The organism is Flavobacterium gelidilacus DSM 15343 (genome assembly GCF_000422685.1).
Taxonomy (GTDB): domain Bacteria; phylum Bacteroidota; class Bacteroidia; order Flavobacteriales; family Flavobacteriaceae; genus Flavobacterium; species Flavobacterium gelidilacus.
This window is the reverse complement of record NZ_AUGN01000001.1, coordinates 514,652-541,066: the sequence shown is the minus strand read 5'-3', so window position 1 is coordinate 541,066 and position 26,415 is coordinate 514,652. Positions and strand designations below refer to the sequence as shown.

At 29.3% G+C, this 26,415-nt stretch carries 23 protein-coding genes and 1 other RNA gene; 16 read left to right on the top strand and 8 right to left on the bottom strand.

The genetic code is table 11. The annotated features are described in order from the left end of the window. Window positions 1–24 precede the first annotated feature (24 nt). Together G507_RS0102460 and G507_RS0102455 are read right to left on the bottom strand one after the other, a co-directional pair. The gene (locus G507_RS0102460; protein WP_026716001.1) at window positions 25–1,446 is read right to left on the bottom strand and encodes an L-serine ammonia-lyase; all 1,422 of its coding nucleotides are present in this window, start codon (window positions 1,444–1,446) and stop codon (window positions 25–27) included. Window positions 1,447–1,483: 37 nt separating this feature from the next. Next, a complete protein-coding gene (locus tag G507_RS0102455; protein ID WP_026716000.1) occupies window positions 1,484–3,460 on the bottom strand; it encodes an AAA family ATPase in 1,977 nt (658 codons plus the stop codon). Window positions 3,461–3,671: 211 nt separating this feature from the next. On the opposite strand from G507_RS0102455, the gene dnaK reads away from it, so the two are divergent. Next, window positions 3,672–5,561, top strand: coding sequence for a molecular chaperone DnaK (gene dnaK / locus G507_RS0102450; protein WP_026715999.1), 1,890 nt, complete (start codon window positions 3,672–3,674; stop codon window positions 5,559–5,561). 39 nt (window positions 5,562–5,600) lie between these two features. On the opposite strand, the gene G507_RS0102445 is transcribed toward dnaK, so the two are convergent. After that, window positions 5,601–6,497: a Brp/Blh family beta-carotene 15,15'-dioxygenase gene (locus tag G507_RS0102445; protein ID WP_026715998.1), complete on the bottom strand. Its 897-nt coding sequence runs from the start codon at window positions 6,495–6,497 to the stop codon at window positions 5,601–5,603. Window positions 6,498–6,614: 117 nt separating this feature from the next. On the opposite strand from G507_RS0102445, the gene G507_RS0102440 reads away from it, so the two are divergent. From G507_RS0102440 to G507_RS0102420, 5 genes are all read left to right on the top strand, one after another. Beyond that, complete coding sequence (locus G507_RS0102440; protein WP_026715997.1) at window positions 6,615–7,340, top strand: bacteriorhodopsin-like; 726 nt, start codon at window positions 6,615–6,617, stop codon at window positions 7,338–7,340. A 118-nt stretch (window positions 7,341–7,458) separates the two neighbouring features. Then, window positions 7,459–8,409, top strand: coding sequence for an NAD(P)H-dependent flavin oxidoreductase (locus tag G507_RS0102435; protein WP_026715996.1), 951 nt, complete (start codon window positions 7,459–7,461; stop codon window positions 8,407–8,409). 1 nt (window position 8,410) lies between these two features. Then, window positions 8,411–8,932, top strand: a complete 522-nt coding sequence (locus tag G507_RS0102430) for a DUF4442 domain-containing protein (RefSeq protein ID WP_026715995.1) — start codon at window positions 8,411–8,413, stop codon at window positions 8,930–8,932. A 131-nt stretch (window positions 8,933–9,063) separates the two neighbouring features. After that, window positions 9,064–9,384: a hypothetical protein gene (locus G507_RS0102425; protein WP_157496465.1), complete on the top strand. Its 321-nt coding sequence runs from the start codon at window positions 9,064–9,066 to the stop codon at window positions 9,382–9,384. Between the two features lie 83 nt (window positions 9,385–9,467). After that, a complete protein-coding gene (locus G507_RS0102420) occupies window positions 9,468–9,956 on the top strand; it encodes a hypothetical protein (protein ID WP_026715993.1) in 489 nt (162 codons plus the stop codon). A gap of 37 nt (window positions 9,957–9,993) precedes the next feature. Here G507_RS0102420 and G507_RS0102415 read toward each other — a convergent pair whose 3' ends face one another. Then, entirely contained in the window at window positions 9,994–11,052 is a 1,059-nt protein-coding gene (locus G507_RS0102415) for a glutaminyl-peptide cyclotransferase (protein WP_026715992.1), read from the bottom strand. 87 nt (window positions 11,053–11,139) lie between these two features. Between G507_RS0102415 and ffs the strand changes: the two genes are divergently transcribed. From ffs to fsa, 3 genes are all read left to right on the top strand, one after another. After that, window positions 11,140–11,238, top strand: an RNA gene (ffs, locus tag G507_RS17470) — signal recognition particle sRNA small type. Between the two features lie 187 nt (window positions 11,239–11,425). Next, window positions 11,426–12,229, top strand: a complete 804-nt coding sequence (locus G507_RS0102410) for an SDR family oxidoreductase (protein ID WP_026715991.1) — start codon at window positions 11,426–11,428, stop codon at window positions 12,227–12,229. 49 nt (window positions 12,230–12,278) lie between these two features. After that, window positions 12,279–12,935: a fructose-6-phosphate aldolase gene (gene fsa, locus G507_RS0102405; protein ID WP_026715990.1), complete on the top strand. Its 657-nt coding sequence runs from the start codon at window positions 12,279–12,281 to the stop codon at window positions 12,933–12,935. Window positions 12,936–13,104: 169 nt separating this feature from the next. Here fsa and G507_RS0102400 read toward each other — a convergent pair whose 3' ends face one another. Beyond that, window positions 13,105–14,508 carry a TlpA family protein disulfide reductase gene (locus G507_RS0102400; protein WP_026715989.1) on the bottom strand — a complete coding sequence of 468 codons (1,404 nt, stop codon included), beginning with the start codon at window positions 14,506–14,508 and terminating at the stop codon, window positions 13,105–13,107. Between the two features lie 162 nt (window positions 14,509–14,670). Between G507_RS0102400 and G507_RS0102395 the strand changes: the two genes are divergently transcribed. From G507_RS0102395 to rocD, 5 genes are all read left to right on the top strand, one after another. Further along, entirely contained in the window at window positions 14,671–16,290 is a 1,620-nt protein-coding gene (locus G507_RS0102395; RefSeq protein WP_026715988.1) for an ABC-F family ATP-binding cassette domain-containing protein, read from the top strand. Window positions 16,291–16,457: 167 nt separating this feature from the next. Beyond that, window positions 16,458–16,919, top strand: a complete 462-nt coding sequence (gene tnpA, locus G507_RS0102390) for an IS200/IS605 family transposase (RefSeq protein WP_026715987.1) — start codon at window positions 16,458–16,460, stop codon at window positions 16,917–16,919. Window positions 16,920–17,114: 195 nt separating this feature from the next. Beyond that, complete coding sequence (locus G507_RS0102385; RefSeq protein WP_026715986.1) at window positions 17,115–17,651, top strand: DUF1697 domain-containing protein; 537 nt, start codon at window positions 17,115–17,117, stop codon at window positions 17,649–17,651. Between the two features lie 37 nt (window positions 17,652–17,688). Further along, window positions 17,689–21,135: a T9SS type B sorting domain-containing protein gene (locus G507_RS0102380; protein WP_026715985.1), complete on the top strand. Its 3,447-nt coding sequence runs from the start codon at window positions 17,689–17,691 to the stop codon at window positions 21,133–21,135. Window positions 21,136–21,290: 155 nt separating this feature from the next. Further along, the gene (gene rocD, locus G507_RS0102375) at window positions 21,291–22,571 is read left to right on the top strand and encodes an ornithine--oxo-acid transaminase (RefSeq protein WP_026715984.1); all 1,281 of its coding nucleotides are present in this window, start codon (window positions 21,291–21,293) and stop codon (window positions 22,569–22,571) included. 54 nt (window positions 22,572–22,625) lie between these two features. On the opposite strand, the gene G507_RS0102370 is transcribed toward rocD, so the two are convergent. Further along, complete coding sequence (locus G507_RS0102370) at window positions 22,626–22,952, bottom strand: CCC motif membrane protein (protein WP_026715983.1); 327 nt, start codon at window positions 22,950–22,952, stop codon at window positions 22,626–22,628. Window positions 22,953–22,975: 23 nt separating this feature from the next. Next, window positions 22,976–23,230: a DUF2752 domain-containing protein gene (locus G507_RS0102365; protein WP_245575584.1), complete on the bottom strand. Its 255-nt coding sequence runs from the start codon at window positions 23,228–23,230 to the stop codon at window positions 22,976–22,978. Between the two features lie 130 nt (window positions 23,231–23,360). Between G507_RS0102365 and G507_RS0102360 the strand changes: the two genes are divergently transcribed. Further along, window positions 23,361–23,915: a Smr/MutS family protein gene (locus G507_RS0102360; protein WP_026715981.1), complete on the top strand. Its 555-nt coding sequence runs from the start codon at window positions 23,361–23,363 to the stop codon at window positions 23,913–23,915. 1 nt (window position 23,916) lies between these two features. Here the strand turns inward: G507_RS0102360 and G507_RS0102355 are convergent, their stop codons facing one another. Further along, on the bottom strand, window positions 23,917–24,432 hold the full coding sequence (locus G507_RS0102355; protein WP_026715980.1) for a hypothetical protein: 516 nt from the start codon (window positions 24,430–24,432) through the stop codon (window positions 23,917–23,919). A 145-nt stretch (window positions 24,433–24,577) separates the two neighbouring features. Between G507_RS0102355 and G507_RS0102350 the strand changes: the two genes are divergently transcribed. Then, window positions 24,578–26,356: an MFS transporter gene (locus tag G507_RS0102350; RefSeq protein WP_026715979.1), complete on the top strand. Its 1,779-nt coding sequence runs from the start codon at window positions 24,578–24,580 to the stop codon at window positions 26,354–26,356. The last annotated feature ends 59 nt before the right edge of the window (window positions 26,357–26,415 follow it).

Below are 26,415 nucleotides of genomic sequence, written 5' to 3'. Positions count from 1 at the left end.
AACCTTTTTTTAAATGTACTTAGTTTAACAATCAGCTAGATTTACAGCAACAGCTAAACCACCTTCGCTTGTTTCTTTATATTTTGTATTCATGTCTTTTGCTGTTTCCCACATAGTATTTACTACTTTATCTAAAGGCACTTTTACGTTTTTGGCATCAGTTTCTAAAGCTAATTCAGCAGCATTAATGGCTTTTATTGCACCCATTGTATTTCTTTCAATACATGGCACTTGAACCAAACCACCAATTGGATCACAAGTCAACCCTAGATGATGTTCCATAGCGATTTCGGCAGCAACCGATACTTGTTCAGGTGTTCCACCCATTGCTTCACATAATGCAGCAGCAGCCATTGCAGATGAAACTCCAATTTCAGCCTGACATCCTCCCATTGCAGCACTAATTGTAGCTCCTTTTTTAAAGATACTGCCTATTTCACCAGCTGTCATTAAAAATTGTTTGATTTCTTCTTCACCCGCTTCATGGTTTTCAATGACCAAATAATACATCAAAACAGCAGGAATTACTCCAGCACTTCCATTAGTTGGAGCCGTTACAACTCTTCCTAAGGCAGCATTAACTTCATTAACAGATAAAGCAAAACAGCTTACCCATTTTAATATTTGTCTAAATTTAACTTCAGTTTGTCTTATGACTTGCATCCAAGAATGAGGATCAGTATAAGGTAACACGCCAATTAAATTTTTATGCATGTCATAAGCACGTCTTCTTACATTTAATCCACCAGGTAAAGTTCCTTCAGAATGACATCCAATATACATACATTCAAGCATTGTATCCCAAATACGCATTAGTTCATTATGAATTTCTTCTTCAGAACGCATGGATTTTTCATTTTCATAAACAATTTCCCAAACTTTTTTATTTTCTTGATTACAGAATTTTAATAAGTCAGTTGCATTGTCAGTTCTAAAAGGGAAAGAACATTTTATTTCTTCATTTTTAATAGAATTTATTCGTTCTTCAACTACAACAAATCCACCACCAATAGAGTAGTAGATAGTTTCATATTCTTCTTCTGAAGTATAAGCGGTGAATTTCATTCCATTAGCATGAAAAGGTAAAAATTCACGATTAAAAACTATATCTTTTTCAAAATCAAAAGGAATAATAATTTCATTTCCAAGAAAAATTTCTTTCTTATTCTTTATAGCAGAAATAATTACATCAAGACTTTCAACCGGAATATATTCTGGATCTCCACCACTTAAACCGAGCATTACAGCTAAATCTGTTGCATGCCCTTTTCCTGTTAAAGAAAGAGAACCATATAAATCTACTTTTACACGATTAATATCGTCAAGCATATTTTTATCTCTTAATTCTCCTAAAAAGCGTTCGGCTGCACGCCAAGGTCCAAGTGTGTGCGAACTTGAAGGTCCAACACCAATTTTTAACATATCAAAAACTGAAATACATTCCATAGCTAAATCGTTATAGTTGCAAAGATAGTGTAGTTATTTATAACTTTTCAGTTTTTACAGTTTTAGATGATAAATCTTCAATTGCTAATAAGCTATTAATATATAATTGAGTTTCATTGGCATATTTTCTGCCAATACTGACATCATTATTTTCTTTAAACTCTTTTCTTAAAGTTTTTAATTTTTTTAAACTACTTTGATTTAATAATTTAATTGATTCTAAAATTGTTTTTTCATTTGGTTCTATTTGACCTTCTTTAAAAACATTAAAAATTATTCGTTCTTCTAACTCTTTTTCTTTTAATTTTAGTTCAATTACTTCATCTGTATCTAATAATTTTTTTGTTTCTTCTGTACCTAAAATTAAATATCCAAATTCATTCGCATCTTCACCTTTAGGTAAAAATTTATCTTCGATAATAATCAAATATCCATCAGAATTTAATATTCTTTTTATATTATTTAAAACTTCTTTCCAATCTTTAGGTGAAATTTCATGTAAAACATTACATAACAATACGCAATCAAAAGTATCTTCTGGTATTTGGTTTTGATTTGTATAATGTCTTTCAATATTTGGTACATTTTTCAGAAATTCTTCATTATCTAAATTTGGATCAAAAGCTGAATATTTTATTTTTTGTTTAATTTCATTATCCTCTTTAATCGTGTATCCAATTCTACCTTTACCAGCTCCATAATCTAAGAGATTAATTTCACTTTTTTCTTCAATAAATTCTTTAAATAGTTTAAATTGAGGATCATTTGGATTATTTCCAAATATGATGTCGGGTTCTACAAAACATTGTTTCATAAAATTACCATAAGCCCACTCAGAAATAGAATTAATAAAACTAGAAAGCTCACCAATGTGATCTTCAAGTCCCATTAGGTCGTTAAAAGAGTTACCAGGTGTTGTTCTTGATGGCAAGATAATTCCATCATCTTTAACCATAAGAATTTCATCATATTCTAAGTGTGAAAGTATATGAACAGAATGTGTAGCAATCCACAATTGACCTTTGTCTTTTATAATACTTTTTATTGCATCAATTAATTTTATTTGCGCTTCAGGATGTAAATGTTTTTCAGGTTCATCAATTATTATTATACATTCATTAATATTAGCTTTTGAATTAACTTCTAAATAAAAGAAAAGTATTGCATATGCAAATAATGTTTTTTGACCTGGAGATAATAATCCAATGTTAAACGGTTGATCATTAAAATGTAGAACACTATCTATTGTATTTCCCGTAGTGCTTTGTTTGTAGCTAAATTCTTTACCTAAGAATTCTTTAACAAATTTTTGAAATTTTTCAAAAAGTTGAAAAGATTTATTTTTTTTTATTTCATTTTTTATAACTTCTGGTTGATTTCTATTTTTAATATATAAGTTGAATTCTTCTGAGACAATATTTACGGACAGTTTTTTTAAATAATTAATTGTTTCATTATTATTAAACTCGTTTATTTCATTTAATAATATATTGTCATTTGGTTTATTATTTATTATAAGCTCAGGATTAGTTATATAATTGTCAAAATGAACATTTGAAAGAATTTTTTCAAAACTTAAAATATTATTATTTATGTTCGATTTAATTTTTTGCAATTCATCATTATCAATAACTTTAATATATCCATCTGAAAGTTTAATTAGTCTATTCAAAATTGACGGAAAACTTTGAGTAATATGACTTGTCAATCTCTTTTTTTCGTTTTCATCTATATTTTTTTTGTAATTAGACATTAAATTTTTTCCTTGATTATAATTATCAATAACATTGTTCATAATATTAATTGGTAAGAACATTAGATAATCTTCATAGAAAGAAATAGCATCTATTTTTTTAGGATATTCTTTGACAAAATTTAAAATTCTTGATTTTCCTGAACCATTTTTTCCTACCAAAGCAACAACAGAACCTAATGGTTTCTTTGTTAAATCTATTTCTTTTAAATTTACAGATTTTGTTTGTTCTAATGGAATTTTAATTTTTGCTATTCTCATAAATCAATTTGTTAAGTTTCAAAAGTAGTATTTTTCTTTTAATGAATATATTTTCCTTCAATTTTTATTATTAATTCATAAATCAAAAAGTGTCATCTTGTCATATAATTTACTCGAAAACTGACAATTTATTGATAAATAATGTGTTGGCATAATACTTGACTTGTAGTAAACAAGTTTAAAAAAATAAATTAATTAGAAATTAAATAAGATGAGTAAAATTATTGGAATCGATTTAGGAACTACTAACTCTTGCGTCTCTGTAATGGAAGGTAACGAACCAGTAGTAATTCCTAATGCAGAAGGAAAAAGAACAACGCCATCAATCATTGCGTTTATTGAAGGTGGAGAAATTAAAGTTGGAGATCCTGCAAAAAGACAAGCAGTGACTAATCCAACGAAAACTATTGCATCTATCAAACGTTTTATGGGAAATAAATTTTCTGAAAGCGCTAAAGAAACAAAGAATGTGGCTTACAAAGTAGTAAAAGGAGATAATGACACCCCAAGAGTTGATATCGACGGAAGACTTTATACACCGCAAGAATTGTCAGCAATGACACTTCAAAAAATGAAAAAAACGGCTGAAGACTATTTGGGTCAAACAGTTACTGAAGCAGTTATTACAGTTCCTGCTTACTTTAATGATGCACAACGTCAAGCTACAAAAGAAGCTGGTGAAATTGCAGGTCTTAAAGTAATGCGTATTATCAACGAGCCAACTGCAGCAGCATTAGCTTATGGTTTAGATAAAAAAGGTACGGATCAAAAAATTGCTGTTTACGATTTAGGTGGAGGTACATTTGATATTTCTATCCTTGAATTAGGAGATGGTGTATTTGAAGTATTATCTACAAATGGAGATACTCACTTAGGTGGAGATGATTTTGACCAAGTTATTATTGACTGGTTGGCTGATGAATTCAAAGCTGAAGAAGGAATCGATTTACGTGACGACCCAATGTCATTACAAAGAATAAAAGAAGCTGCAGAAAAAGCTAAGATTGAATTATCATCTGGTGCCGAAACTGAAATCAACTTGCCATATGTAACAGCTACTGCTACAGGACCAAAACACTTAGTTAAAAAATTAACAAGAGCTAAATTTGAGCAATTATCAGATTCTTTAGTAAAACGTTCTATGGAGCCAGTTGCTAAAGCATTAAAAGATGCAGGTTTATCTACATCTGATATTGACCAAGTAATTTTAGTTGGAGGTTCTACTCGTATGCCAAGAATTGCTGACGAAGTTGAAAAATTCTTCGGTAAAAAAGCATCAAAAGGAGTTAACCCTGATGAAGTAGTCGCAATTGGAGCTGCTATTCAAGGTGGAGTTTTATCTGGTGATGTAAAAGATGTATTGTTATTAGACGTTACACCTTTATCATTAGGAATTGAAACAATGGGTGGAGTTATGACTACATTAATTGAGTCTAATACTACAATTCCAACTAAAAAATCACAAATATTCTCAACGGCTGCAGATTCTCAACCAACAGTTGAACTACATGTTCTTCAAGGAGCAAGAACTATGGCTGCTGATAACAAAACTATCGGACGTTTTAACTTAGATGGTATTCCACCAGCACCAAGAGGAGTTCCTCAAATTGAAGTTACTTTTGATATTGATGCTAATGGTATCATCAAAGTGTCTGCAACTGATAAAGGAACAGGAAAATCTCACGATATTCGTATCGAAGCTTCTTCTGGATTAACAGCTGAAGAAATTGAAAGAATGAAAAAAGATGCTGAAGCTAATGCTGATGCAGATAAACAAGCAAAAGAAAGAGTTGAGAAACTTAATCAAGCTGACAGTATGATTTTCCAAACAGAAACGCAATTAAAAGAATTAGGTGAGAAATTATCTGATGACCATAAAACTGCGATTGAATTTGCTTTAACTGAATTAAGAATGGCTCACGAATCTCAAGATTTAGCCGCTATTGATAAAGGTTTAGACAATATTAATGCAGCTTGGAAAACAGCAACTGAAGCAATGTATGCTCAAGGTGAAGGTCAACAAGAAGGACAACCACAAGGTGATGCATCTGGTGATCAAACTCAAGATGTTGAATTCGAAGAAGTAAAAGAAGATAAATAATTTAAATATTATTAATTCAAAATTAAACCGAGTAAGTAATTACTCGGTTTTTTTTTGGAATATATTGAAAATTGTAAAGACATGCGGAAAAGTAATGGCTGCTATAAATGAAAACAAAATTGTTTCCAGCATGGAATTATTTTTCATTAGGTAGAAATAAAGAATAAAACTTACTATTGATAAAAGCCAAATTAAAAATCCCGATTTTAAATATTTAATGAATGTTAAATAACTAAATTCTCCATAAATAAACTCACTCTGACTTTTTATACTAGGAATGCTGTGCCATAAGATAAAATATAATGAGAATCCCCAAATAAGAGGAGAAAATTTAAATATTAATGAAAATACTATTAATAAGAAAACTTCAAAAAAGATAAAAAAATCTTTTGACATATAATTTTTAGATAAAAAGTAAAAAAGAATTGTAAAGGCTATGGTTAATATTAGAATATAGTTGAATAAAATACTTTTTACTTCAAAACTTGTAATGTTTAAAATGATTTTAGAAACTTCTTCTTTGTGAAAAAATAGTAAAATGGATAATATTAATGATCCATAGAAAAACCTAAATGCTAGTATATTTAAGTTAAGGGAATCGTAAACTTTAAAGTTTAAATGTTGCTCCCCAAAATGATAAGCACTTATGACCATAAAAATTATGAATCCTATTAAAGGGAAAAAATAAAAACAAACACTAAAAAAAAGTACACTTATTATATATGAAATTAAAAAGCGTATTTTATTTTTTGAATTACCTTTATTATTAATCGTATTATTCTTTTGAATAAGTTCTAAATCATTTGCACCATGAAATATTCCAAAGGAAAGAATTAAAAAATAGCCTAAAACTATCAAATTATCCTCTGAAATGATATGTGAAATCCACATTCCAAAAAAACTTAATATTAATATAACCTTATTAAATACTGACATTCTTTAAAATTTTGTTTAAAGATATTAAAAAAATTTTAAACAAAAGTTGTTTATTTGTTTAATCTTTTATAACTTTGTTTAAACAAATTAACGTTTTAACCTTAATATTTATAAATTATGTCAAACTTTATTATGATTTCGGGTTTAGTATCTAAACTTAATCCAACTGATTATGTTGGATTTACATTTTTTGTCGGATGTATGGCTATGATGGCAGCATCTGCATTTTTCTTTTTATCATTAAATCAATTTGATAAAAAATGGCGTACCTCAGTTTTAGTTTCTGGATTAATCACATTTATTGCAGCAGTTCACTATTTCTACATGAGAGATTATTGGGCAGCATTTGGCGAGTCACCAACATTCTTTAGATATGTTGACTGGGTATTAACTGTGCCATTGATGTGTTTAGAATTCTATTTAATTTTAAAAGTAGCTGGAGCAAAACAGTCTTTATTATGGAAAATGGTTCTATATTCTATTGTTATGCTAGTAACAGGTTACTTTGGTGAAGTAGTATTCACAGACAGTGCTGCACTATGGGGATTCATTTCAGGAGTTGCTTATTTTGCAATTGTGTATGAAATTTGGTTAGGAGAAGCATCCAAATTAGCAAAAGCTGCTGGTGGAAATGTTTTAGCGGCTCACAAAATTTTATGCTGGTTTGTACTTGTAGGTTGGTCAATTTATCCTTTAGGATACATGATGGGAACAACTGGATGGTATAATTCTATGATTCCTTCAGGAAACATCGATGTAGTTTACAACATTGCGGATGCAATTAACAAAATCGGATTTGGTTTAGTGATTTATTCATTAGCAGTTAAATCACAAAAAGACTAATAGCAAAACAAACAATTATTGTAAAATCCGAATTAGAAATAATTCGGATTTTTTTGTATGCATGCATAGCATGTCTAATAACTTTTAGTATATTTGATATTCATTAAATAAGTACAAAATGCAAAAGCAAACTCTTACTTCGTTATTAAATATAAAACATCCAATAATAATTGCTCCAATGTTTTTAGTTTCTAATACAAAAATGGTTATTGAAGGCATGAAAAGTGGAGTAGCAGGTTGTATTCCAGCATTAAATTATAGAACATTAGAAGAATTGAGAGCTTCTATACAAGAGTTAAAAGCAGCAAAAGTAGAAGGTGGTTCGTTTGGATATAATTTAATTGTAAACAAATCAAATCCTAAATATAAAGATCAATTACAAGTTATTTGTGAAGAAGGAGTGGATTTTATAATAACATCCTTAGGAAGTCCAGAAGAAACAATTAACCAAGCACATAAAGTTGGAATAAAAGTTTTTTGTGATGTCACTGATTTATCTTTTTCTAAAAAAGTAGAAAGTTTAGGAGGTGATGCGTTAATTGCTGTCAACAATCAAGCTGGTGGACATAGAGGAAATCATAATCCAGAAGAATTGATAAGAGAATTAAACGAAAATACAAGTTTACCAGTAATTTCGGCTGGTGGAGTTAGTAGTAAAGCAGATATTGATAAAATGATAAGTTATGGTGCAATCGGAGTTTCTGTTGGAAGTCCTTTTATTGCCTCAAATGAAGCTGGAGTTTCTGATGAATACAAACAAGCGTGTGTAGATTATGGTGCAAAAGATATCGTAATGACACAAAGAATTTCAGGTACACCTTGTACAGTTATAAATACACCTTATGTTCAAAAAATTGGAACTAAAGAAACTTGGTTAGAAAGTTTATTAAACAAAAATAAAAGCCTAAAAAAATGGGTAAAGATGGTGCGTTTTTATATCGGAATGAAAGCAACTGAAAAAGCTGCAACACAAGCAACATATAAAACGGTTTGGGTAGCTGGACCAAGTATTGAAGCTACAAAAGCTATTTTGCCTTTAAAAGAAATAGTAGCTAATTTAACACATTAATATGTACGATAAGATTTATGTATTTCTAAATAAATTCTTTAAACAAGCGACTTTATTTAAAACCATGTTTAACTTGTCTCCAATGTATAAAAGGAGTTGTGGTAAAATTACTTTTGTTTCAGATGATTTGTTTTTGGTTAAAGTTAAAATAAAATTAAGTTATAAAAACCGTAATTATGTAGGATCAATGTTTGGAGGAAGTTTGTTTTCTGCAACAGATCCAATTTATATGATTCAATTAATGCATATTTTAGGAAATGACTACGTAGTTTGGGATAAATCTTCAGAAATTAGATTTAAAAAACCAGCTTATGAAAATGCATATGTTGTTTTTGAATTCTCTAAAGAAGAAATTGATACTATTATAAGGCAAGTTGCTTTAAATCAGGAATTTAATTATACTAAAAATTTAATAATTACCGATAAAAATGGTGCTGTTTTTACAGATTTAAATAAAACATTATACATTAGCACAAAAGCGCATTATAAAATGAAAAAGAGTTTAAGAAATCAATCAGCCTAATTAAAAAATTAACATTTTATTTGAAGTTTCTATTATTTCTTTAAATAATTTTGTTTGCATTAAATACGATAATGTATAAAGGTTTAAAATTAATATTAGTCCTTGTTTTACTTTCATTTTTCTCTCAAAAAATGGAAGCATCAACTAGTATTAATTTCAATTCTGTTGAAAAAACTTCCTATAAAAAACAAGCTTCTATTACTACAAATGAATCTGGTTTTCAATCGTTTGGTATATCAAATGAAATACATTATCAGTTTTTAAATTCCAATTTAACATTTGATTCTTCATTAGCTAATAAAAAGTTATTGGCTAAGTTTCTTTGTAACTCTTTGTCAAAAAAGGAACAATATTTTACAAATAAAGTTCAATTACTATGGACATTTTGTGACAAAAAAGAAGTTTCGTTTTCGGCAATTCAAATCATTTTCCCCTTTCATTTTTTTTGGTAATATATTTTTTTTTATCGTTTTATAGTCTGTTTTCTATAAAAATGGACTTATTTCTATGTAATAATTTATAAAATCAAAAAATAATGGATATACCAAATACAATTATTGGGACTATTTTCTTTTTAGTTCTAATTGCTCCTATAGTTATAGTTAATAAAAGAATTCTTAAAAGAAGACAACAGTTTGTCAATAAAATAAATGAGTTTGCTGCTGAAGATCAAAAGAAAGTAATAGAATTCGATACATGGACTGATAATACAATTATTGGAATTAGTGATGATAATCAAATGCTTTATTTCTTAAGAAACACAGCTGACTATAATCTAAAAACTAAAGTTGCTATTAGTGATATAAAATACTGCTTTATTAAAGAGGATAAAGAATCTAATAGAATTAATGCACTCGAATTTGTTATTGAATTAAACTCAAGTAAAGATTCTATTGTATTAGAATTTTTTAAAGTAGATAATAAAAACTTTATAATAGGAGAAGAAATGCGAATAGCTAAGAAATGGAATACAAAATTAGTAGAAGGAATTCCTAAAAGCAAAGTACTTTTGTATAGTTTTTAAAATAAAAGAGAGAAGTATTAAATTGCTTCTCTCTTTTTTATTTTTCTACAGAAATTTCAAACGACTTATCCCAATTTTTGCCAGTAACGAGTATTGTTTTTGTTTGAGGATTATAAGCAATTCCATTTAAAACTTCTCCTTGTTTCAAGGTCTTTGTTATTTTCGTTTTTAAATCACTTAAGTTGAGAATTTTCTCAATTGCACCTGTTTTTGGATCGATCTTGATGACCATATCTTTTTCGTAGATATTTGCCCAAATTTTTCCATCAATCCATTCCATTTCATTAATAGAATCTATTTTGTTAGCATTTGTGTATACATTTATATAATCTATCATTTCAAACGTTTCTGGATTTATAATGTATATTTTCTCAGAACCATCACTCATATATAAATTTGTACCATCATTTGTCAATCCCCATCCTGATAAATCTTTTCTGAAATAAGGAATAGATTTTTCAAGTTTAAAGGTTTTAGCGTCATAAACAAAGGCTTTATTTTCATTCCATGTCAATTGATAAATTTTATCCTTTAAAACGGTAACACCTTCACCAAAATACTGTTTATCAATATCTATTTTTTCTAGTACATTCCCTGTCTTATAATCGGTTTTTCTTAAAGAGGATTTTCCGTATTGACCGCTTCCTTCAATTAAATTACCTTCATAAAATTCATAACCTTGCGTATAAGAATTTCCATCATGATTAAAAGTATTTACAATTTTATAATTTAATAATTCAGGAGCATCTTTTGCATAGATAATAAAATTGGTTTCTGTTTCTACATTTTTACCTTCAAAATAGATTAAAGCTTTTACATGAGTATATCCTAATTTTTGATTTTCTAGTGAAAAGTGTATTTTTTTATTTTTTAATGATTTTCCAATGTTTTTATCATTCATATAGTAAATGACTGAGTCAATATCTTTATTTTTTTCGTTCTTTAAAGCTAAATCTACACTTTGAGATGGATTATAGGCTTGCATCATTGCGGATGTATCTATAGAAAAAATATTTTTTTCATCATTTTTATCTCCTCCACATGAGATAGACAGAATAGTTAAACCTATGAAAGAGAATACCTTATATTTAAACATAATTATTTTTTTTAAAAATCGAATATACAACGTTTTTTTTAACCTACAAATGACTTGCAAAAATACAAAAAGATTGTATATTTGCAACGGCAAGTCCTACACGACCAGCTCCTGCAGAATCCCCCAGGGTGGGAACGCAGCAAGGGTAAGCGGTTGTAGCGGTGCGATGTAGGTCGCTTGCCATTTTTTTAATCTGAACTTGTTTCAGATTCTCATAAAAAATTCAAATTATCTTCCAAACCGGAAGATTTTTTTATTTAGTATAATTACTCTGTAAAAGTATAAACCTTTATTTAATTGGATGTTAAAGTTCCTTTAAAATTAACTCAACTTTTTAATTAACTTTGCAACTCTAAATTTTGAATAAATAATAATGCAAAAAGTTGTTTTTATTACAGGAGCTTCATCTGGAATAGGTAAAGCCATTGGAGAATTTCTTCATCATAAAGACTTTATAGTTTATGGTACAAGTCGAAATCCTTCAAAAATTGAAAATTCTATTTTTCCTTTAGTTGCTTTAGATGTTAGATATGTGAATTCTATTAAAACAGCAATTGCTGAAGTTTTATCGGTTACTAAAAGAATTGATGTTGTAATTAATAACGCAGGTGTTGGAATTACTGGACCATTAGAAGAAATTCCGTTAGAAGAAATAAAGAATAATTTTGAAACTAATTTATTTGGACCAATAGAAGTCATGAAAGCAGTTTTGCCTCAAATGAGAACTCAAAAACAAGGTTTAATTATTAATATAACTTCAATAGCTGGTTATATGGGATTGCCTTATAGAAGCGTTTATTCATCCTCAAAAGGAGCTTTAGAATTAATTACAGAAGCCCTTCGAATGGAAGTTAAGTCTTTTGGAATTCATATTACAAACGTTGCACCAGGAGATTTTGCTACAAATATTGCTGCTGGTCGTTATCATGCACCAGTTGTAAAAGGTTCTGCTTATGAAACAACTTACGGAAATACATTAAAAGAAATGGATTCTCATGTTGATAGTGGAAGCAATCCAAATCAAATGGCAGAAGTTATTTATAAAATCATCAACACACCAAATCCAAAAATTCATTATAAAGTTGGAGCTTTTATGCAAAAATTTTCAATTGTATTAAAACGGATTTTACCTGATAAAGTGTATGAAAAAATGCTAATGAATCATTACAAATTATAATAAGTCGAATAAGTAAATATAAGAACAACACTAATAAATACAATTAAATATGAAATTTTTTATTGACACAGCAAATTTAGCTCAAATTAAGGAAGCTCAAGAATTAGGAGTTTTAGACGGAGTTACTACAAATCCATCTTTAATGGCAAAAGAAGGAATCACAGGAAAAGATAATATCTTAAAACATTATGTAGCTATTTGTAACCTTGTTGAAGGTGATGTAAGTGCAGAAGTAAATGCCATTGATTATGATGGAATGATTAGAGAAGGGGAAGAATTAGCTGAATTACACGAACAAATCGTAGTAAAACTTCCTATGACAAAAGAAGGAATTAAAGCTTGTAAATACTTTTCGGATAGAGGAGTTAAAACAAACGTGACATTAATATTTTCTGCTGGGCAAGCCTTATTAGCAGCGAAAGCTGGTGCAACTTATTGTTCTCCATTTTTAGGAAGATTAGATGATGTTTCTACAGATGGTTTAAATTTAATTGATGAAATTCGTCAAATTTATGATAACTATGGTTTTGAAACTCAAATCTTAGCGGCTTCAATTCGTCATACAATGCATATTGTAAATTGTGCAAAAATAGGAGCAGACGTTATGACTGGACCTTTATCATCTATTATGGGATTAATGAAACACCCTTTAACAGATATTGGGTTAGCTCAGTTTATTGCAGATTTCGAAAAAGGAAATAAGTAGTTAGTAGCTCAATCGAAAGTAATAAAAAAAGCGATTTTCAAGTGAAAATCGCTTTTTTTATATAACTATATTTTAATTTTGAACACTGAACACTGAACACTGAACACTGAACACTGAACACTGAACACTGAACACTGAACACTGAACACTGAACACTGAACACTGAAATCTAATTCAAATTTTTCTCAAAATTTACATCAAATAAATTTACAAAGGCATTTTTTATGGTTCCGTCTGCATTAAGAATAATAGATCTATGAATTTTATAAATAACCCATTTTTCTTTAATAGCTTCGGAATTAACAGCATGAATTTCTATAATATTTTTATGATTAAAATCATTTAATTTATTTTCCCATTCTTCATAACTATCATCAATGTTAATGGCGATAAAGTTTACGTTGGGGTATTTTTCTTTAAAAGCAATAACTTTTCTATGAACTGAATTTAGGTGCGATTGAATGTTTGTATTGTAAAAGAAGATAACAGTTTCTTTGGTAATTAGTTTATTTAAATCAACTGGTTCATTTTTTTCATTGACAAAATTTTCAGAAGATAATGTGTTGCCAATACCAAGTTTATTAATTGAGTTTTCTATATCAATTATTTCATTTTGCATTTTTTTATCGGTCGATAATTCAAGAAAACGTTTAATAAAAGCACTGTTGTTAAACATATTTTGCTCTTCCATTAAATAACGCAAAGCCAAACCATTTAACACATGATTTTTTATTTTGCTGTTTTTTATTAAAGTGTCGGCAATGTTTAATTTTTTAATATTGTTTTCTAAAGCAAACTCGTCAATATTTCCCTTTTTTTCAGTAAAAGTTATGTTGTTTAATAATGAGGTAACATAATTTACATAAGGATAAAAATTAGCAAATGTTGGATTGTCAAAATCAACACTCTTTCTATGGTCATAATAATCTTTGGGTAAATCATTAATCACGTTTTCACCAGCAATAAATTTATGTGCATAAGGATAAACTTCTTTCTTATAAAAATGGGGTAATTCTAAACTTGCTATTGCTAAGGAATCAAAATTAGCGTTCCATTCATTTTTTGATTTATGTTTTTCATAGACCTTTTTTCTAACGGCATAGCTTGAATCAATGTTTTTAATAAAATCTTTTGAATTTCTAAAAAAAACATCATACATACTCGAACGATCTTTTTCATTTAAAAGATACATTTCCATCAAATAATTATTCTTTTCACCGCCTCTTCCACAAAAAACTATGGAGTTGTCAAAATCTTTAGAATTGATCATTACCATTAAACTATCATTTTTGTCAAAATAGACATATTGATATTCTGGTTGATGTTTAAAAATATATAACCCTGGAGTTAAGGAATCAAATTTGTGAAGAAAACGATTTTTTTTGTCTAAAAATATAGTATCAATTACTTCATTATCTTTTAAAAACAAAACATAATTAGTTTGTGGGTTAATAACCTCACCTCCAAAATAGGCAGTAAAATCTTCATCACTGTGTTTTTTGTCACAAGATGTAAACATGCCTAAGGATAACAATGTTAGAATTGAGGGTAATAAATGTAAATATTTTATCATGCTATATTATTTCGAAAACAAATTTATAGTTTACATTTTAATAGCGTTGTTAAAGCATAGTTAAATTAAACCTATTATTATTCTAAATAAGACCATAAAAAACTACGAATTTAACACATAAAAGTAAACGCAATTTACTACTTTTGCAAAAAATTAATTAGTATGTTAACAGTTTCTAATTTATCAGTTCAATTTGGTAAACGTATATTATTTGATGAAGTAAACGCAACCTTTACCCAAGGTAATTGTTACGGAATTATTGGTGCTAATGGTGCAGGAAAGTCAACTTTCATGAAGATTATTGCTGGTGATATGGATCCTACAGCAGGAAGAGTAATTCTTGAACCAGGAAAACGTATGTCGGTTTTAAATCAAAATCACAATATGTTTGACGAAAATACGGTTTTAGAAACGGTTTTGATGGGAAACAAAGTTTTACATAAGGTGAAAGCCGAAATGGATGCTTTATATTTAGATTACAACGAAGAAAATGCCAATAGAATAGGAGAGTTGCAATTGCAATTTGATGAAATGGACGGTTGGAATGCGGAATCTGATGCAGGTTCAATGCTTTCTAATTTAGGAATTTCTGCTGATTATCACTACAGTTTAATGGGCGATTTAGAAGGAAAACTTAAAGTTCGTGTCTTATTAGCACAAGCGCTTTTCGGAAATCCTGATGTGCTTATTATGGATGAGCCTACAAACGACTTGGATTTTGAAACCATTGGTTGGTTAGAAAATTTCTTAGCAAATTATGAAAACACTGTTTTAGTAGTTTCGCACGATAGACACTTTTTAGATTCAGTTTGTACACATATTTCTGATATCGATTTCGGAAAAATAAATAACTATTCTGGAAATTATACTTTTTGGTATGAAAGTAGTCAGTTAGCAGCAAAACAAAAAGCACAACAAAACAAAAAAGCTGAAGAAAAGAAAGCTGAATTAGAAGAATTTATTAGACGTTTTAGTGCGAATGTTGCCAAATCAAAACAAGCAACTTCTCGTAAAAAAATGATTGATAAGTTAAATTTAGACGAAATCAAACCTTCAAGCAGAAGATATCCTGCTATAATATTTGACACGGAGCGTGAAGCTGGTGATCAAATTTTAAACGTTCAAAATTTAAGCGCATCAGTAGAAGGAGAAGTTTTGTTTAAAGATGTTCATTTAAACATGGCAAAAGGTGATAAAATCGTAGTTTTCTCTAAAGATTCTAGAGCAACAACAGCTTTTTATGAAATCTTAAACGGAAATCAAAAACCAGATTCAGGAGAATTTGATTGGGGAATTACAACAAATCAATCGTATTTGCCTGCAGATAACCATGCCTTTTTTGAAAGCAAAGACTTAAATTTAGTAGACTGGTTGCGTCAATGGGTAAAAACAGAAGAAGAAAGAGACGAAGTATATATTAGAGGTTTCCTAGGAAAAATGATTTTCTCTGGTGAAGAAGCACTAAAAAAATGTAACGTTCTATCAGGAGGAGAAAAAGTACGTTGTATGTTATCAAGAATGATGATGATGAGAGCAAACGTATTAATGTTAGATGAACCAACAAATCACTTAGATTTGGAATCAATTACAGCTTTCAATAATTCATTAAAAAACTTTAAAGGTTCTATTTTATTAACAACCCATGACCACGAATTTGCGCAAACAATAGGAAACAGAATTTTCGAAATCACACCAAAAGGAGTTATCGACAGATACATGACTTTCGATGAATATTTAGATGATCCAAAAATTAAGGAACAAAGAGCTAAGATGTATTCTTAATAAAATTACAATATTTAAAATACCAAATCCCAATTTTTTAAGTTGGGATTTTTTATATCTTTATCACATGAAATTAATCCCGTAGGGATTCCATTCAGGTAAGTAGTAAACCACAATGTCAATAAAATCCCGTAGGGATGATATAAGAAACACATAATTAGCATAAAATGCCAAACACTTACACGCAAATACACATACAATTCGTTTTTGTAGTAAAATATAGAAAAGCTTTGATTGATAAGTCATTCAAAGAAGAGCTGTATCAATATATTTCTGGCATAGTAAAGAAGAATAATCATAAATTATTGGCTATAAATGGAGTAGAAGACCATATTCATCTTTTTATTGGAATGCGACCAACTCAATCTATTTCTGATTTAATGCAAGATGTAAAAGGAAGTTCATCTAAATGGATTAATGAAAAAAAGTTCTTAAAAGTAAAATTTAAATGGCAAGAAGGGTATGGAGCATTTTCTTATTCTAAATCACATGTTCATAACGTAATTAATTATATACAAAATCAAGAAGAGCACCACAAAAAACAATCATTTAGAGAAGAGTATTTAGCATTCTTAAAAGTATTTGATATTGAGTATGATGAACGATATATTTTCAAAGAACCAGAATAAAGAAAGAAAGCAAACTTAAATGTCATCCCTAAAGGGATTTTAAAATATATATTATGTTTACAATACCAGTATTTAATCCCTACGGGATTTTTTACTAAGGTTGATAAATAAAAATTTATATTCACAAAACAAAGTAATCAGAAATTAAAAAAAGAAAAATCCCGTTAGGGATGAAATATCGGTAATTTTGGAAGTATGACAAAACACCTAGCACTACTAAGAGGAATAAACGTATCAGGTCACAACATGATTAAAATGGATGCTTTAAAAAGCATGCTCGAAAAGATTGGATTTCAGAATGTTGAAACTTATATACAATCAGGAAATGTGTTCCTTGAAACAGAAGATGAGAATGCACAAAGCGTTGGATTTACTATAAAACAAGAAATCGTAAAGCAATTAGGTTTTGATGTTCCAACAATTGTTATCAATAAATCAGATTTAGAAAAATGCTTGACTAATAATCCATTTTTTAAAGAAAAGGATGTTGATATAAAGAAATTATACGTTGCATTTATTTCAAAAGAATTAAACAATAATGCGCTGAATGATTTAAAAATAAGTCAATTCAAACCCGATGAAGCTTTCATAGATGGAAACAGAATCTATATGAAATTAGAAACAGGAGCAGGAAATACAAGGTTAACTCAAAAATACATTGAGAAAAAACTAAATGTAACAGCAACATCTAGGAACTGGAATACTGTGAATAAGTTAATTGGGATGTTCTAAAATTAAATAAAAAAAATATTTTTTTGAAATTTATTTTATGAAAAAATTATTACTTCTATATTTTTTACTCATATTTAATTTTGCTTACTCTCAGGGTGAAGCCAACATTTGGTATTTTGGGCAAAATGCGGGGTTAAATTTTAACACCAACCCACCTACTGCTTTAATCGATGGGCAATTAAATACTGGTGAGGGCTGTGCCACAATTTCAAATGGTGCGGGGCAACTATTATTTTATACAGATGGTATAACAGTTTGGGATAGAAATCATTCTATTATGCCAAATGGAACAGGTCTTTTAGGACATCCATCAAGTACGCAGTCTGCAATAATTGTTCCTAAACCAGGTAGTTCAACTATATATTATATCTTTACTTGCAGTACTGAATTTCTATCTGATGGTATAAACTATTCAGAAGTAGATATAAGTTTAAATGGTGGTTTTGGAGATGTTACTGCTAATAAAAATATTAATCTTATGTCTGGGAGTGTTTGCGAAAAACTAACTTCTGTAAAACATGCAAATGGCAATGACTATTGGGTTGTTGCTCATGATTTTGGAAACAATAATTTTTATTCTTTTAAAGTAAGTTCATTAGGTGTTGACACAAGCCCAGTAATAAATTCAATTGGAGCAGTAATATCTTTAAATGAAAATAAAATTGGTTATTTAAAATTTTCACCAAACGGAACTAAACTTGCAGCAGCTAATAATTTCTCTGGTATTGATTTGTTTGATTTTAATTCAAGTAATGGACAATTAAGTAATTATATAAATTTAAATAATAACATTAATTATGGAGTTGAATTTTCTCCATCTGGAGAGCGATTATATATTGCTAATCGTATTAAAATATTTCAATATGATTTAACAGTAACTAATATTGCAGCCAGTGAACTATTAATTTATCAGGCACCGTCTACGGCATATCTCTTTTTTGGAGCCTTACAATTAGGTGTTGATGGTAAAATTTATTGTGCTGTTTATGATGAACCTTTTATTAGCACGATACACAATCCAGATGCTATAGGATTAGGTTGTAATTTTCAATACCAAGATTTTTATTTAGGAGGCAAAACGTCATACTTAGGCTTGCCAACATTCATTCAGTCCTATTTCAATTCAGGTATATTAGCACAAAACAATTGTTTAGGAGAAATAACAAATTTTGATTTAACAAATAATACCACTATTACTTCAGTGGTTTGGGATTTTGGAGATGGTTCAGCTAATTCAACAGCTTTAAATCCTCCACATACTTATCTAACAGCAGGTTCATTTACAGTCAGTGCAACAATTACAAGCGGCACACAAACAATTACAAGAACCAAGCAAATAGTTGTTTCCGAAGTTCCAGTTATTGCAAATTCAATTGCAAATCAAGAAGTTTGTGGGACAGTTGCAATGAGTTATGATTTGTCACAATTCAATGCAACTGTTTTAGGAAGTCAATCCACTACAACTTTTGGAGTCGCTTATTTTTCAAGTCAAGCTAATGCTGAAAATCATACCAATATTTTAGCAACTACTCAAAATTTAGCTTTAGGCACCACAACTTATTATGCTAAAGTTTACAATACAGCCAATACTAATTGTAATGCTATAACAAGTTTTGATGTAAATTTATTTCAACAACCCATTGCAAACGTAGTTTCAAATTATATTATTTGTGAGTCTCTACCTTATAATGGAATAGAGCAATTTAATTTACAAACAAAAACAGCTACAGTTCTAGGATCGCAATCTTCAACCAATTTTTCAGTAAGTTATCATGCTTCACAAAGCGATGCTGATACAAATACTGCTCCATTACCATTATTATATTCTAACACTTTGTCTTTGGAAACAATATATGTTAGAATCGAAAATAATTTAAACACTGACTGTTTTGCAACAACAACTTTCAATATACAAGTCATCCAACAACCAACCATATTAACTGTTAGTGATTATGTAGTTTGTGATGATGCAACAAATAACGTCATAGAACAATTTGATTTATCAACAAAAACTAATGAAATTTTAAATGGTCAATCAGCAACTGTTTTTGAAGTAAAGTACTATTTAACTTTTGCTAATGCTCAAAATGATACAAATGCAATTACAACTCCTATAAATAACACAACAAATAATCAAGTTGTTTATTATTCTATTGCAGCTATTGGAAATGCAAATTGTAAAGTGATTGATAGTTTTAAATTAGTTGTTTCAAATCTTCCAATTGCAAATACACCGAATGCTATTTTTATATGTGATGACATTTCTAATGATGGAATAGGAGTTTTTAATTTAGCTCAAAATAATTCTGTTGTTTTAGGTAGTCAAAACGCATCTAGTTTTACAGTTACTTATTATGTAAATCAAACCGATGCTGATAATGCTATAAGTCCATTAAATAATAACTATACAAACATTTCAAACCCACAAACCATTTTTGTTAGAATACAAAATAATACAAATACTAACTGTTTTGCTACAACAAGTTTTCAAATAGGATTATACAAAATGCCAATTGCAAATCAACCACAAAATTTACATATATGTGATGCTGGAAATGATGCAACAGAAACATTTGATTTGTCGCAACAAACTTCCATAGTTTTAGGAAGTCAAAACCCAGCAGAATTTGCAGTTACTTATCATAATAGTCAACAAGATGCGAATAATGATTCAAATCCTTTACTTACTAATTATACAAGTAATCAATTAGTGAAAACAATTTATGTTAGAATTGAAAACATATTAAGTGCAAATTGCTTTAGCACAAGTACTTTTCAATTGATAATTCATCCAAATCCTATTTTAAATATAAACCAGAGTTATACAATTTGTGAAGGCAATCCAATAACAATAACAGCTCCTTCTGGATTTACAAGTTATAATTGGTCAAATGGTTCTACATCAAATCAAACAACTATCACTCAAGCAGGACAATACACTTTAACTGTAACAAAAAATTATGGTACTATAATTTGTTCAACAACAGAAAATATAACAGTTGTAAATTCTAACATAGCGACTATTGAGGAAATAATTACAGAAGATTGGACAGACAATAGCAATATAATTTCTGTATCTGTTTCTGGTGATGGAGATTATGAATATTCATTAAACGGAATCAATTATCAAGATAGCCCTATATTTAGTGGCTTACAAAGTGGTGAATACACTGTTTATGTAAAAGATAAAAACGAATGTGGAATCAAAACAGAAACGATTTATTTGTTAATCTATCCAAAATTCTTCACACCAAACAATGATGGTTATAATGACACTTGGAAAGTTAAGTTTTCTAACAACGAACCAAATATTAAAACTTCAATATTTGATCGCTATGGAAAATTAATTTACATCATAAACGGAAACCTAAAATCTTGGGACGGAATGTATAATGGTGTTCCTTTGCCATCAACTGATTATTGGTTTGTAGTTACCAGAGAAAACGGAAAAGAATTTAAAGGTCATTTTACTTTAAAAAGATAATTTTAACTTTTCAAATTTATATTAAGGTTAATAACTTTTAACCTCATAACCTCATAACCTTATAAACTATTAACCTAAATTCTTTATCTTTGTAAAATAGGGATGATTTCTCTCCCAAAGAAGGAATTGACTACAATTAAATTAAAAAAATAACTATGTCAGTTTTAGAAAAAAATGCTGCTAATCATGCAATTGCTTTAGAGGATCAATATGGTGCTCACAACTATCATCCACTTCCAGTTGTATTAGCAAAAGGAGAAGGAGTTTACGTTTGGGATGTTGATGGAAAAAAATATTATGATTTTCTTTCTGCATATTCTGCTGTAAACCAAGGACATTGTCATCCAACAATTATTGGAGCAATGATTGAACAAGCTAAAACATTAACCTTAACTTCTCGTGCTTTTTACAACGACAAATTAGGAGTTTATGAAGAATACATTACAAAATACTTTGGTTTTGATAAAGTGTTACCAATGAATACAGGTGCTGAAGCTGTTGAAACGGCGATCAAAATTTGTAGAAAATGGGCTTATGAGAAAAAAGGTATTTCTGAAAATGATGCTCAAATAATAGTTTGTGAAAACAATTTTCATGGAAGAACTACAACTATCATTTCGTTCTCAAATGATGAGAATGCTAGAAAGAATTTTGGACCTTATACAGCAGGATTTATCAAAATTGCTTATGACGACTTAGACGCGTTGGAAAAAGCCATTAAATCGTCTAAAAACATAGCTGGTTTCTTGGTTGAACCTATTCAAGGAGAAGCCGGAGTTTATATGCCAAGTTCTGATTATTTAGCAAAAGCTCAAAAATTATGTAAAGACAATAACGTTTTATTCATTGCAGACGAAGTTCAAACCGGAATTGCACGTACAGGTTCTATTTTAGCTGTTTGTGGAAATTGTTCTTGTGAAAACGCTTGTGAAAAACAAGAAACTTACGTTCAACCTGATGTTTTAATATTAGGAAAAGCTTTATCTGGTGGAGTTTATCCAGTTTCAGCAGTTTTAGCAAATGATGAAATAATGAATGTTATTAAGCCAGGTCAGCATGGTTCTACTTTTGGTGGAAATCCTGTTGCTGCCGCTGTTGCAATTGCTGCTTTAGATGTTGTACAAGATGAAAACTTGACTCAAAACGCAAGAAAATTAGGAAACCTTTTTAGAAGTGAATTAAATAAATATATCGAAACTTCTTCAATTGTTTCTTTAGTAAGAGGTAAAGGTTTGCTTAATGCGATTGTAATTAACGATACCGAAGAAAGTGAAACCGCTTGGAATATCTGTATGAAATTATCTGAAAACGGTTTATTAGCAAAACCAACTCATGGAAACATCATTCGTTTTGCACCACCTTTAGTAATGACAGAAGAACAATTGTTAGATTGTGTTTCAATAATTACTAAGACTTTAAAAGAGTTTGAAAAATAATATATTGTTATAAATAAAAAAAAAGGCTTTCAGAAATGAAAGCCTTTTTTGTTGTTATCTATTGCTAAACTGTCTAATCAGTTCTTCAAGTTGTTCTTGTTGTTCTATATCTTTTCCTGTGACTTTCATGTAGATGTAGTAGATTATTGTAAGTATACTTAAGATAAAAGCAACCAAGTTAACAATTTTCCAAGTGTTTACTCCTTTTAAAGTGTATGTTTCGGGGTCTTGATTGTAGACATCAGTAGCTTTTTTAGCCAAGAATAATCCTATTCCTGATAATACAAGACCTCCAAATCCACTGGTACAGCAGCATCCGATATAAGATACTATTCCAAGAATCATTATAGCTTGTTCGTTAGGTAATTTTTGTTTTTCCATTGTTTAAGTTTAGTTTATTGGTTTTAGTTTATATAAATTTTATAAAAATAATTCACAACCATTATAACGCCATTTGCTACTGCAAGAACAGCAATGGGTGTTAAATAGTTTCTTTTTTTATCTAGTAAGTGTAAGGTTATGGTAAGGCCAAATAAGAGTAAAGTATAAATTGCAGGAAACATTTTAAAGGCTTCAATGAATTCGCCGTCTAACAATAAAGCTAAAGATCTTTGTGTTCCGCAACCCATACAGTCAATTCCAAATATTGATTTGTTCATACAGGGAACCATATATTCTTCCATAAAATTAATTTTATTTGCATACAATTTTACAAATAAAAAATGTAATTGTAGTTAAATCCTTTAATCTTTTTTACTTTTGATACTGAAATAATTAAATAAAAAAGCAATGTCAGATTTTCAAATAGGAGATAAAGTTTCAGTTTTAGACGATGCGATTGATGGAGTTGTTACAGGAATAAATTCTGATCAAATTACCATTGAAACAAGCGATGGTTTTCCGATGACATATTTTGTCAATGAATTGGTTAAAAATTTAATTTCCAGTGACTTGAAAGGATTTATCTCAAACTCTGCTATAAGTCAAGTAAAAGCTGAAAAACAAGAAGAGAAAAAGCGAACTTTTACCAAAGACAAGAAATCTTCAAGAGAAGTTTTTGCATTAGAAGTAGATTTACACATCGAAAAACTAGTCCCAAATAAAACCGGATTAAGCAATTATGATATTTTAAATATACAAATGGATACTGCAAAACGACAAATGGATTTTGCTATTCGTAACCGAATTCCTAAGTTGGTTTTAATTCATGGAGTTGGTGAAGGAGTTCTAAAAAGTGAATTAGATTTCCTATTAAGACGATACGAAAATATAACAGTCCAAGAAGCCAATTACCAAAAATATGGTCAAGGTGCTATGGAGGTTTATTTTTTACAGAAAAAGTAAATTAGATTGTTGTTTTATAACTTCCAACTAAATATTCTTCAAAACTAAAGCTATTAGTACCATTTGAAAAATTTACATTTACAAGTTTGAAAGAATAAGTATAACCTAGTAAAGTTGTTCCGTCTGTGTCAAAACTTTGGGTTGTAGTTACATCAATTGTTCCACCTAATGCTTCCCATTCGTTGGTTACAGTTGGACTTGCAGGTGCAATTGTACTACAAATTGTTAGACTAGTTGCTGTGTCATTATATAATCTATAAATTACAGAAACGGAACTATTGTCTATTGCATACGATTTTGTATATGGAAAAACTGTTTCAGCTGTATCATAAGTATAAGGATCAGCTGAAATATCTAATATTAACATCTCCTTATCGTTTATTTTATATAGAAAAGTTTTGCTCTCACATTTCTGAATGGATTGACTTGAAAAATTAAAAGACTCAAGTGTAATATCTCCATCATCACAAGAATTGAACATAAAAACAATTGATATAAGGAATAAAAGCTTTTTCATTAGGGAATATTTTTAGCAAAAATAACTTTAATCTTTATATTATAAATTTTTTTTGATAAAATTATGATATTAAAATCATTGAAAACCTTTTCAAATTAAAAATTCTACTATATTTGAAAATTAACAAACCAAATTAAAAATTTAGATGAGTTCACCTATAAAAACTAATTACCCAGCACTTTATACTTTAATAACTGTGTTCTTCTTTTGGGGATTTATTGCAGCCGGAAACAGTATTTTTATTCCTTTTTGTAAAAGTTACTTTTCTTTAGACCAATTTCAATCGCAATTAGTTGATTTTGCCTTTTATACAGCCTATTACATTGGTGCTTTATTACTGTTTGCTTTAGGAAATAGTTCGGGTAATGATATTGTTGGAAAATGGGGTTATAAAAAGAGTATTGTTTATGGTTTATTATTTTCAGCACTTGGAGCTGGAGCTATGATTATTGCTGTAGAAGCTAATCTATATGCAGGAATGTTAGTAGGATTGTTCATCGTTGCTTTAGGATTTTCTTTGCAACAAACAGCTGCCAATCCGTTTGCTATTTTATTGGGTGATCCTAAAACAGGAGCAAGTCGTGTAAATCTTGGTGGTGGAATCAATTCTTTCGGAACAACAATTGGTCCTATTGTAATTGCATTGGCTTTATTTGGAACAGCTTCGTCGGTTTCAGAAGAACAAATCAAACTCTTAGAATTGAATAAGGTTGTGATTTTATATATCTGTGTTGGTTTGCTTTTTGTAGCCGCAGCTGCCTTGTTTTACTTCTCTAAGAAAGTACCTAGCGGAATTTCTGATGAACCTATTGAAAAAGCAAATAAAGCATTGAAAACATTAGTTATAATGACAATTCTGTTAGCTATAATGTTTACACCTGTTTTTCATAGTTATAAAAGTGAAGATGGTTTGAAAATAGAAACACTTCAAAAAGAAATTAAATACGATAAATCTGATAAAAATATTAATGATTTAAAAGACTATACAGGTGATGAATTAGCTGCTTACAGAAATACAATGGAAGCAAAAAGCAGCGAACTTAAAGTTTTGAAATCTGATATAGAACAATATAGAATGAATTGGCTTTTAGGGGCATTAGCCGTAGTTATAGGAGGAATTTTATTCTCTTATACATCAGCTAAAAAGAAAGCAGAAGGTTGGGGAGCAATGCAATATCCTCAGTTGGTTTTAGGAATGCTTGCAATATTCACATATGTTGGAGTTGAAGTAGCAATCGGAAGTAATTTAGGTGAATTATTAAAACTAAAAGAATTTGGAGGCTTAGAATCTTCAGATATTGCACCCTATATTTCAATGTATTGGGGAAGTTTAATGATTGGTCGTTGGGCTGGTGCTGTTAGTGTTTTTGATTTAAAAGGTGCTAAGAAAACTATAGCTTTAATCATTGTGCCTTTAGTGGCTTTTGCCGTTATTCTTGGAGTTAATATACTTTCTGGAAAAGATATGAAACCTTTATATTATTATGTATTCTGTGTTTTCATTCAAATTGGTGCTTTCTTTTTGAGTAAAGATAAACCAGCAAGAACTTTAACCATTTTCGGAACTTTCGGAATCATAGCAATGCTAATCGGATTATTCACAACAGGAACAGTTGCCATTTATGCTTTCTTGGCTGGTGGATTAGCTTGTTCGATAATGTGGCCATCCATTTTTAGTTTATCAATCATTGGGTTAGGAAAATATACTTCGCAAGGTTCAGCTTTCTTGGTTATGATGATTCTTGGTGGTGGAATTATTCCTCCAATTCAAGGAAAATTGTCTGATATTATTGGAATTCACCAATCGTATATTGTAGCTGTTGTTTGTTTTGCTTACTTGACTTTATTTGCTGTTATAGTAAAAGGGTTGTTAAAGAAACAAAACATAGATGTTGATGCTATAGAAGTAGAAGGTAGTCACTAATTTTCATGTAAATGAAAATCTCCTTATCATAAATTCCAAATTCCAAATTCCAATTTTTT

Coding starts and splice junctions, on each gene's coding strand:
- G507_RS0102445 (WP_026715998.1), bottom strand. CDS start 6,497: ATGTCAGTATTTAATAAGGTTATATTAATATTAAGTTTTTTTGGAATG.
- G507_RS0102385 (WP_026715986.1), top strand. CDS start 17,115: ATGACAAAACACCTAGCACTACTAAGAGGAATAAACGTATCAGGTCAC.
- tnpA (WP_026715987.1), top strand. CDS start 16,458: ATGCCAAACACTTACACGCAAATACACATACAATTCGTTTTTGTAGTA.
- G507_RS0102360 (WP_026715981.1), top strand. CDS start 23,361: ATGTCAGATTTTCAAATAGGAGATAAAGTTTCAGTTTTAGACGATGCG.
- G507_RS0102440 (WP_026715997.1), top strand. CDS start 6,615: ATGTCAAACTTTATTATGATTTCGGGTTTAGTATCTAAACTTAATCCA.
- G507_RS0102395 (WP_026715988.1), top strand. CDS start 14,671: ATGTTAACAGTTTCTAATTTATCAGTTCAATTTGGTAAACGTATATTA.
- G507_RS0102400 (WP_026715989.1), bottom strand. CDS start 14,508: ATGATAAAATATTTACATTTATTACCCTCAATTCTAACATTGTTATCC.
- G507_RS0102420 (WP_026715993.1), top strand. CDS start 9,468: ATGGATATACCAAATACAATTATTGGGACTATTTTCTTTTTAGTTCTA.
- fsa (WP_026715990.1), top strand. CDS start 12,279: ATGAAATTTTTTATTGACACAGCAAATTTAGCTCAAATTAAGGAAGCT.
- G507_RS0102415 (WP_026715992.1), bottom strand. CDS start 11,052: ATGTTTAAATATAAGGTATTCTCTTTCATAGGTTTAACTATTCTGTCT.
- G507_RS0102350 (WP_026715979.1), top strand. CDS start 24,578: ATGAGTTCACCTATAAAAACTAATTACCCAGCACTTTATACTTTAATA.
- rocD (WP_026715984.1), top strand. CDS start 21,291: ATGTCAGTTTTAGAAAAAAATGCTGCTAATCATGCAATTGCTTTAGAG.
- G507_RS0102430 (WP_026715995.1), top strand. CDS start 8,411: ATGTACGATAAGATTTATGTATTTCTAAATAAATTCTTTAAACAAGCG.
- G507_RS0102435 (WP_026715996.1), top strand. CDS start 7,459: ATGCAAAAGCAAACTCTTACTTCGTTATTAAATATAAAACATCCAATA.
- G507_RS0102370 (WP_026715983.1), bottom strand. CDS start 22,952: ATGGAAAAACAAAAATTACCTAACGAACAAGCTATAATGATTCTTGGA.
- G507_RS0102365 (WP_245575584.1), bottom strand. CDS start 23,230: ATGAACAAATCAATATTTGGAATTGACTGTATGGGTTGCGGAACACAA.
- G507_RS0102410 (WP_026715991.1), top strand. CDS start 11,426: ATGCAAAAAGTTGTTTTTATTACAGGAGCTTCATCTGGAATAGGTAAA.
- G507_RS0102425 (WP_157496465.1), top strand. CDS start 9,064: ATGGAAGCATCAACTAGTATTAATTTCAATTCTGTTGAAAAAACTTCC.
- G507_RS0102355 (WP_026715980.1), bottom strand. CDS start 24,432: ATGAAAAAGCTTTTATTCCTTATATCAATTGTTTTTATGTTCAATTCT.
- G507_RS0102460 (WP_026716001.1), bottom strand. CDS start 1,446: ATGGAATGTATTTCAGTTTTTGATATGTTAAAAATTGGTGTTGGACCT.
- G507_RS0102380 (WP_026715985.1), top strand. CDS start 17,689: ATGAAAAAATTATTACTTCTATATTTTTTACTCATATTTAATTTTGCT.
- G507_RS0102455 (WP_026716000.1), bottom strand. CDS start 3,460: ATGAGAATAGCAAAAATTAAAATTCCATTAGAACAAACAAAATCTGTA.
- dnaK (WP_026715999.1), top strand. CDS start 3,672: ATGAGTAAAATTATTGGAATCGATTTAGGAACTACTAACTCTTGCGTC.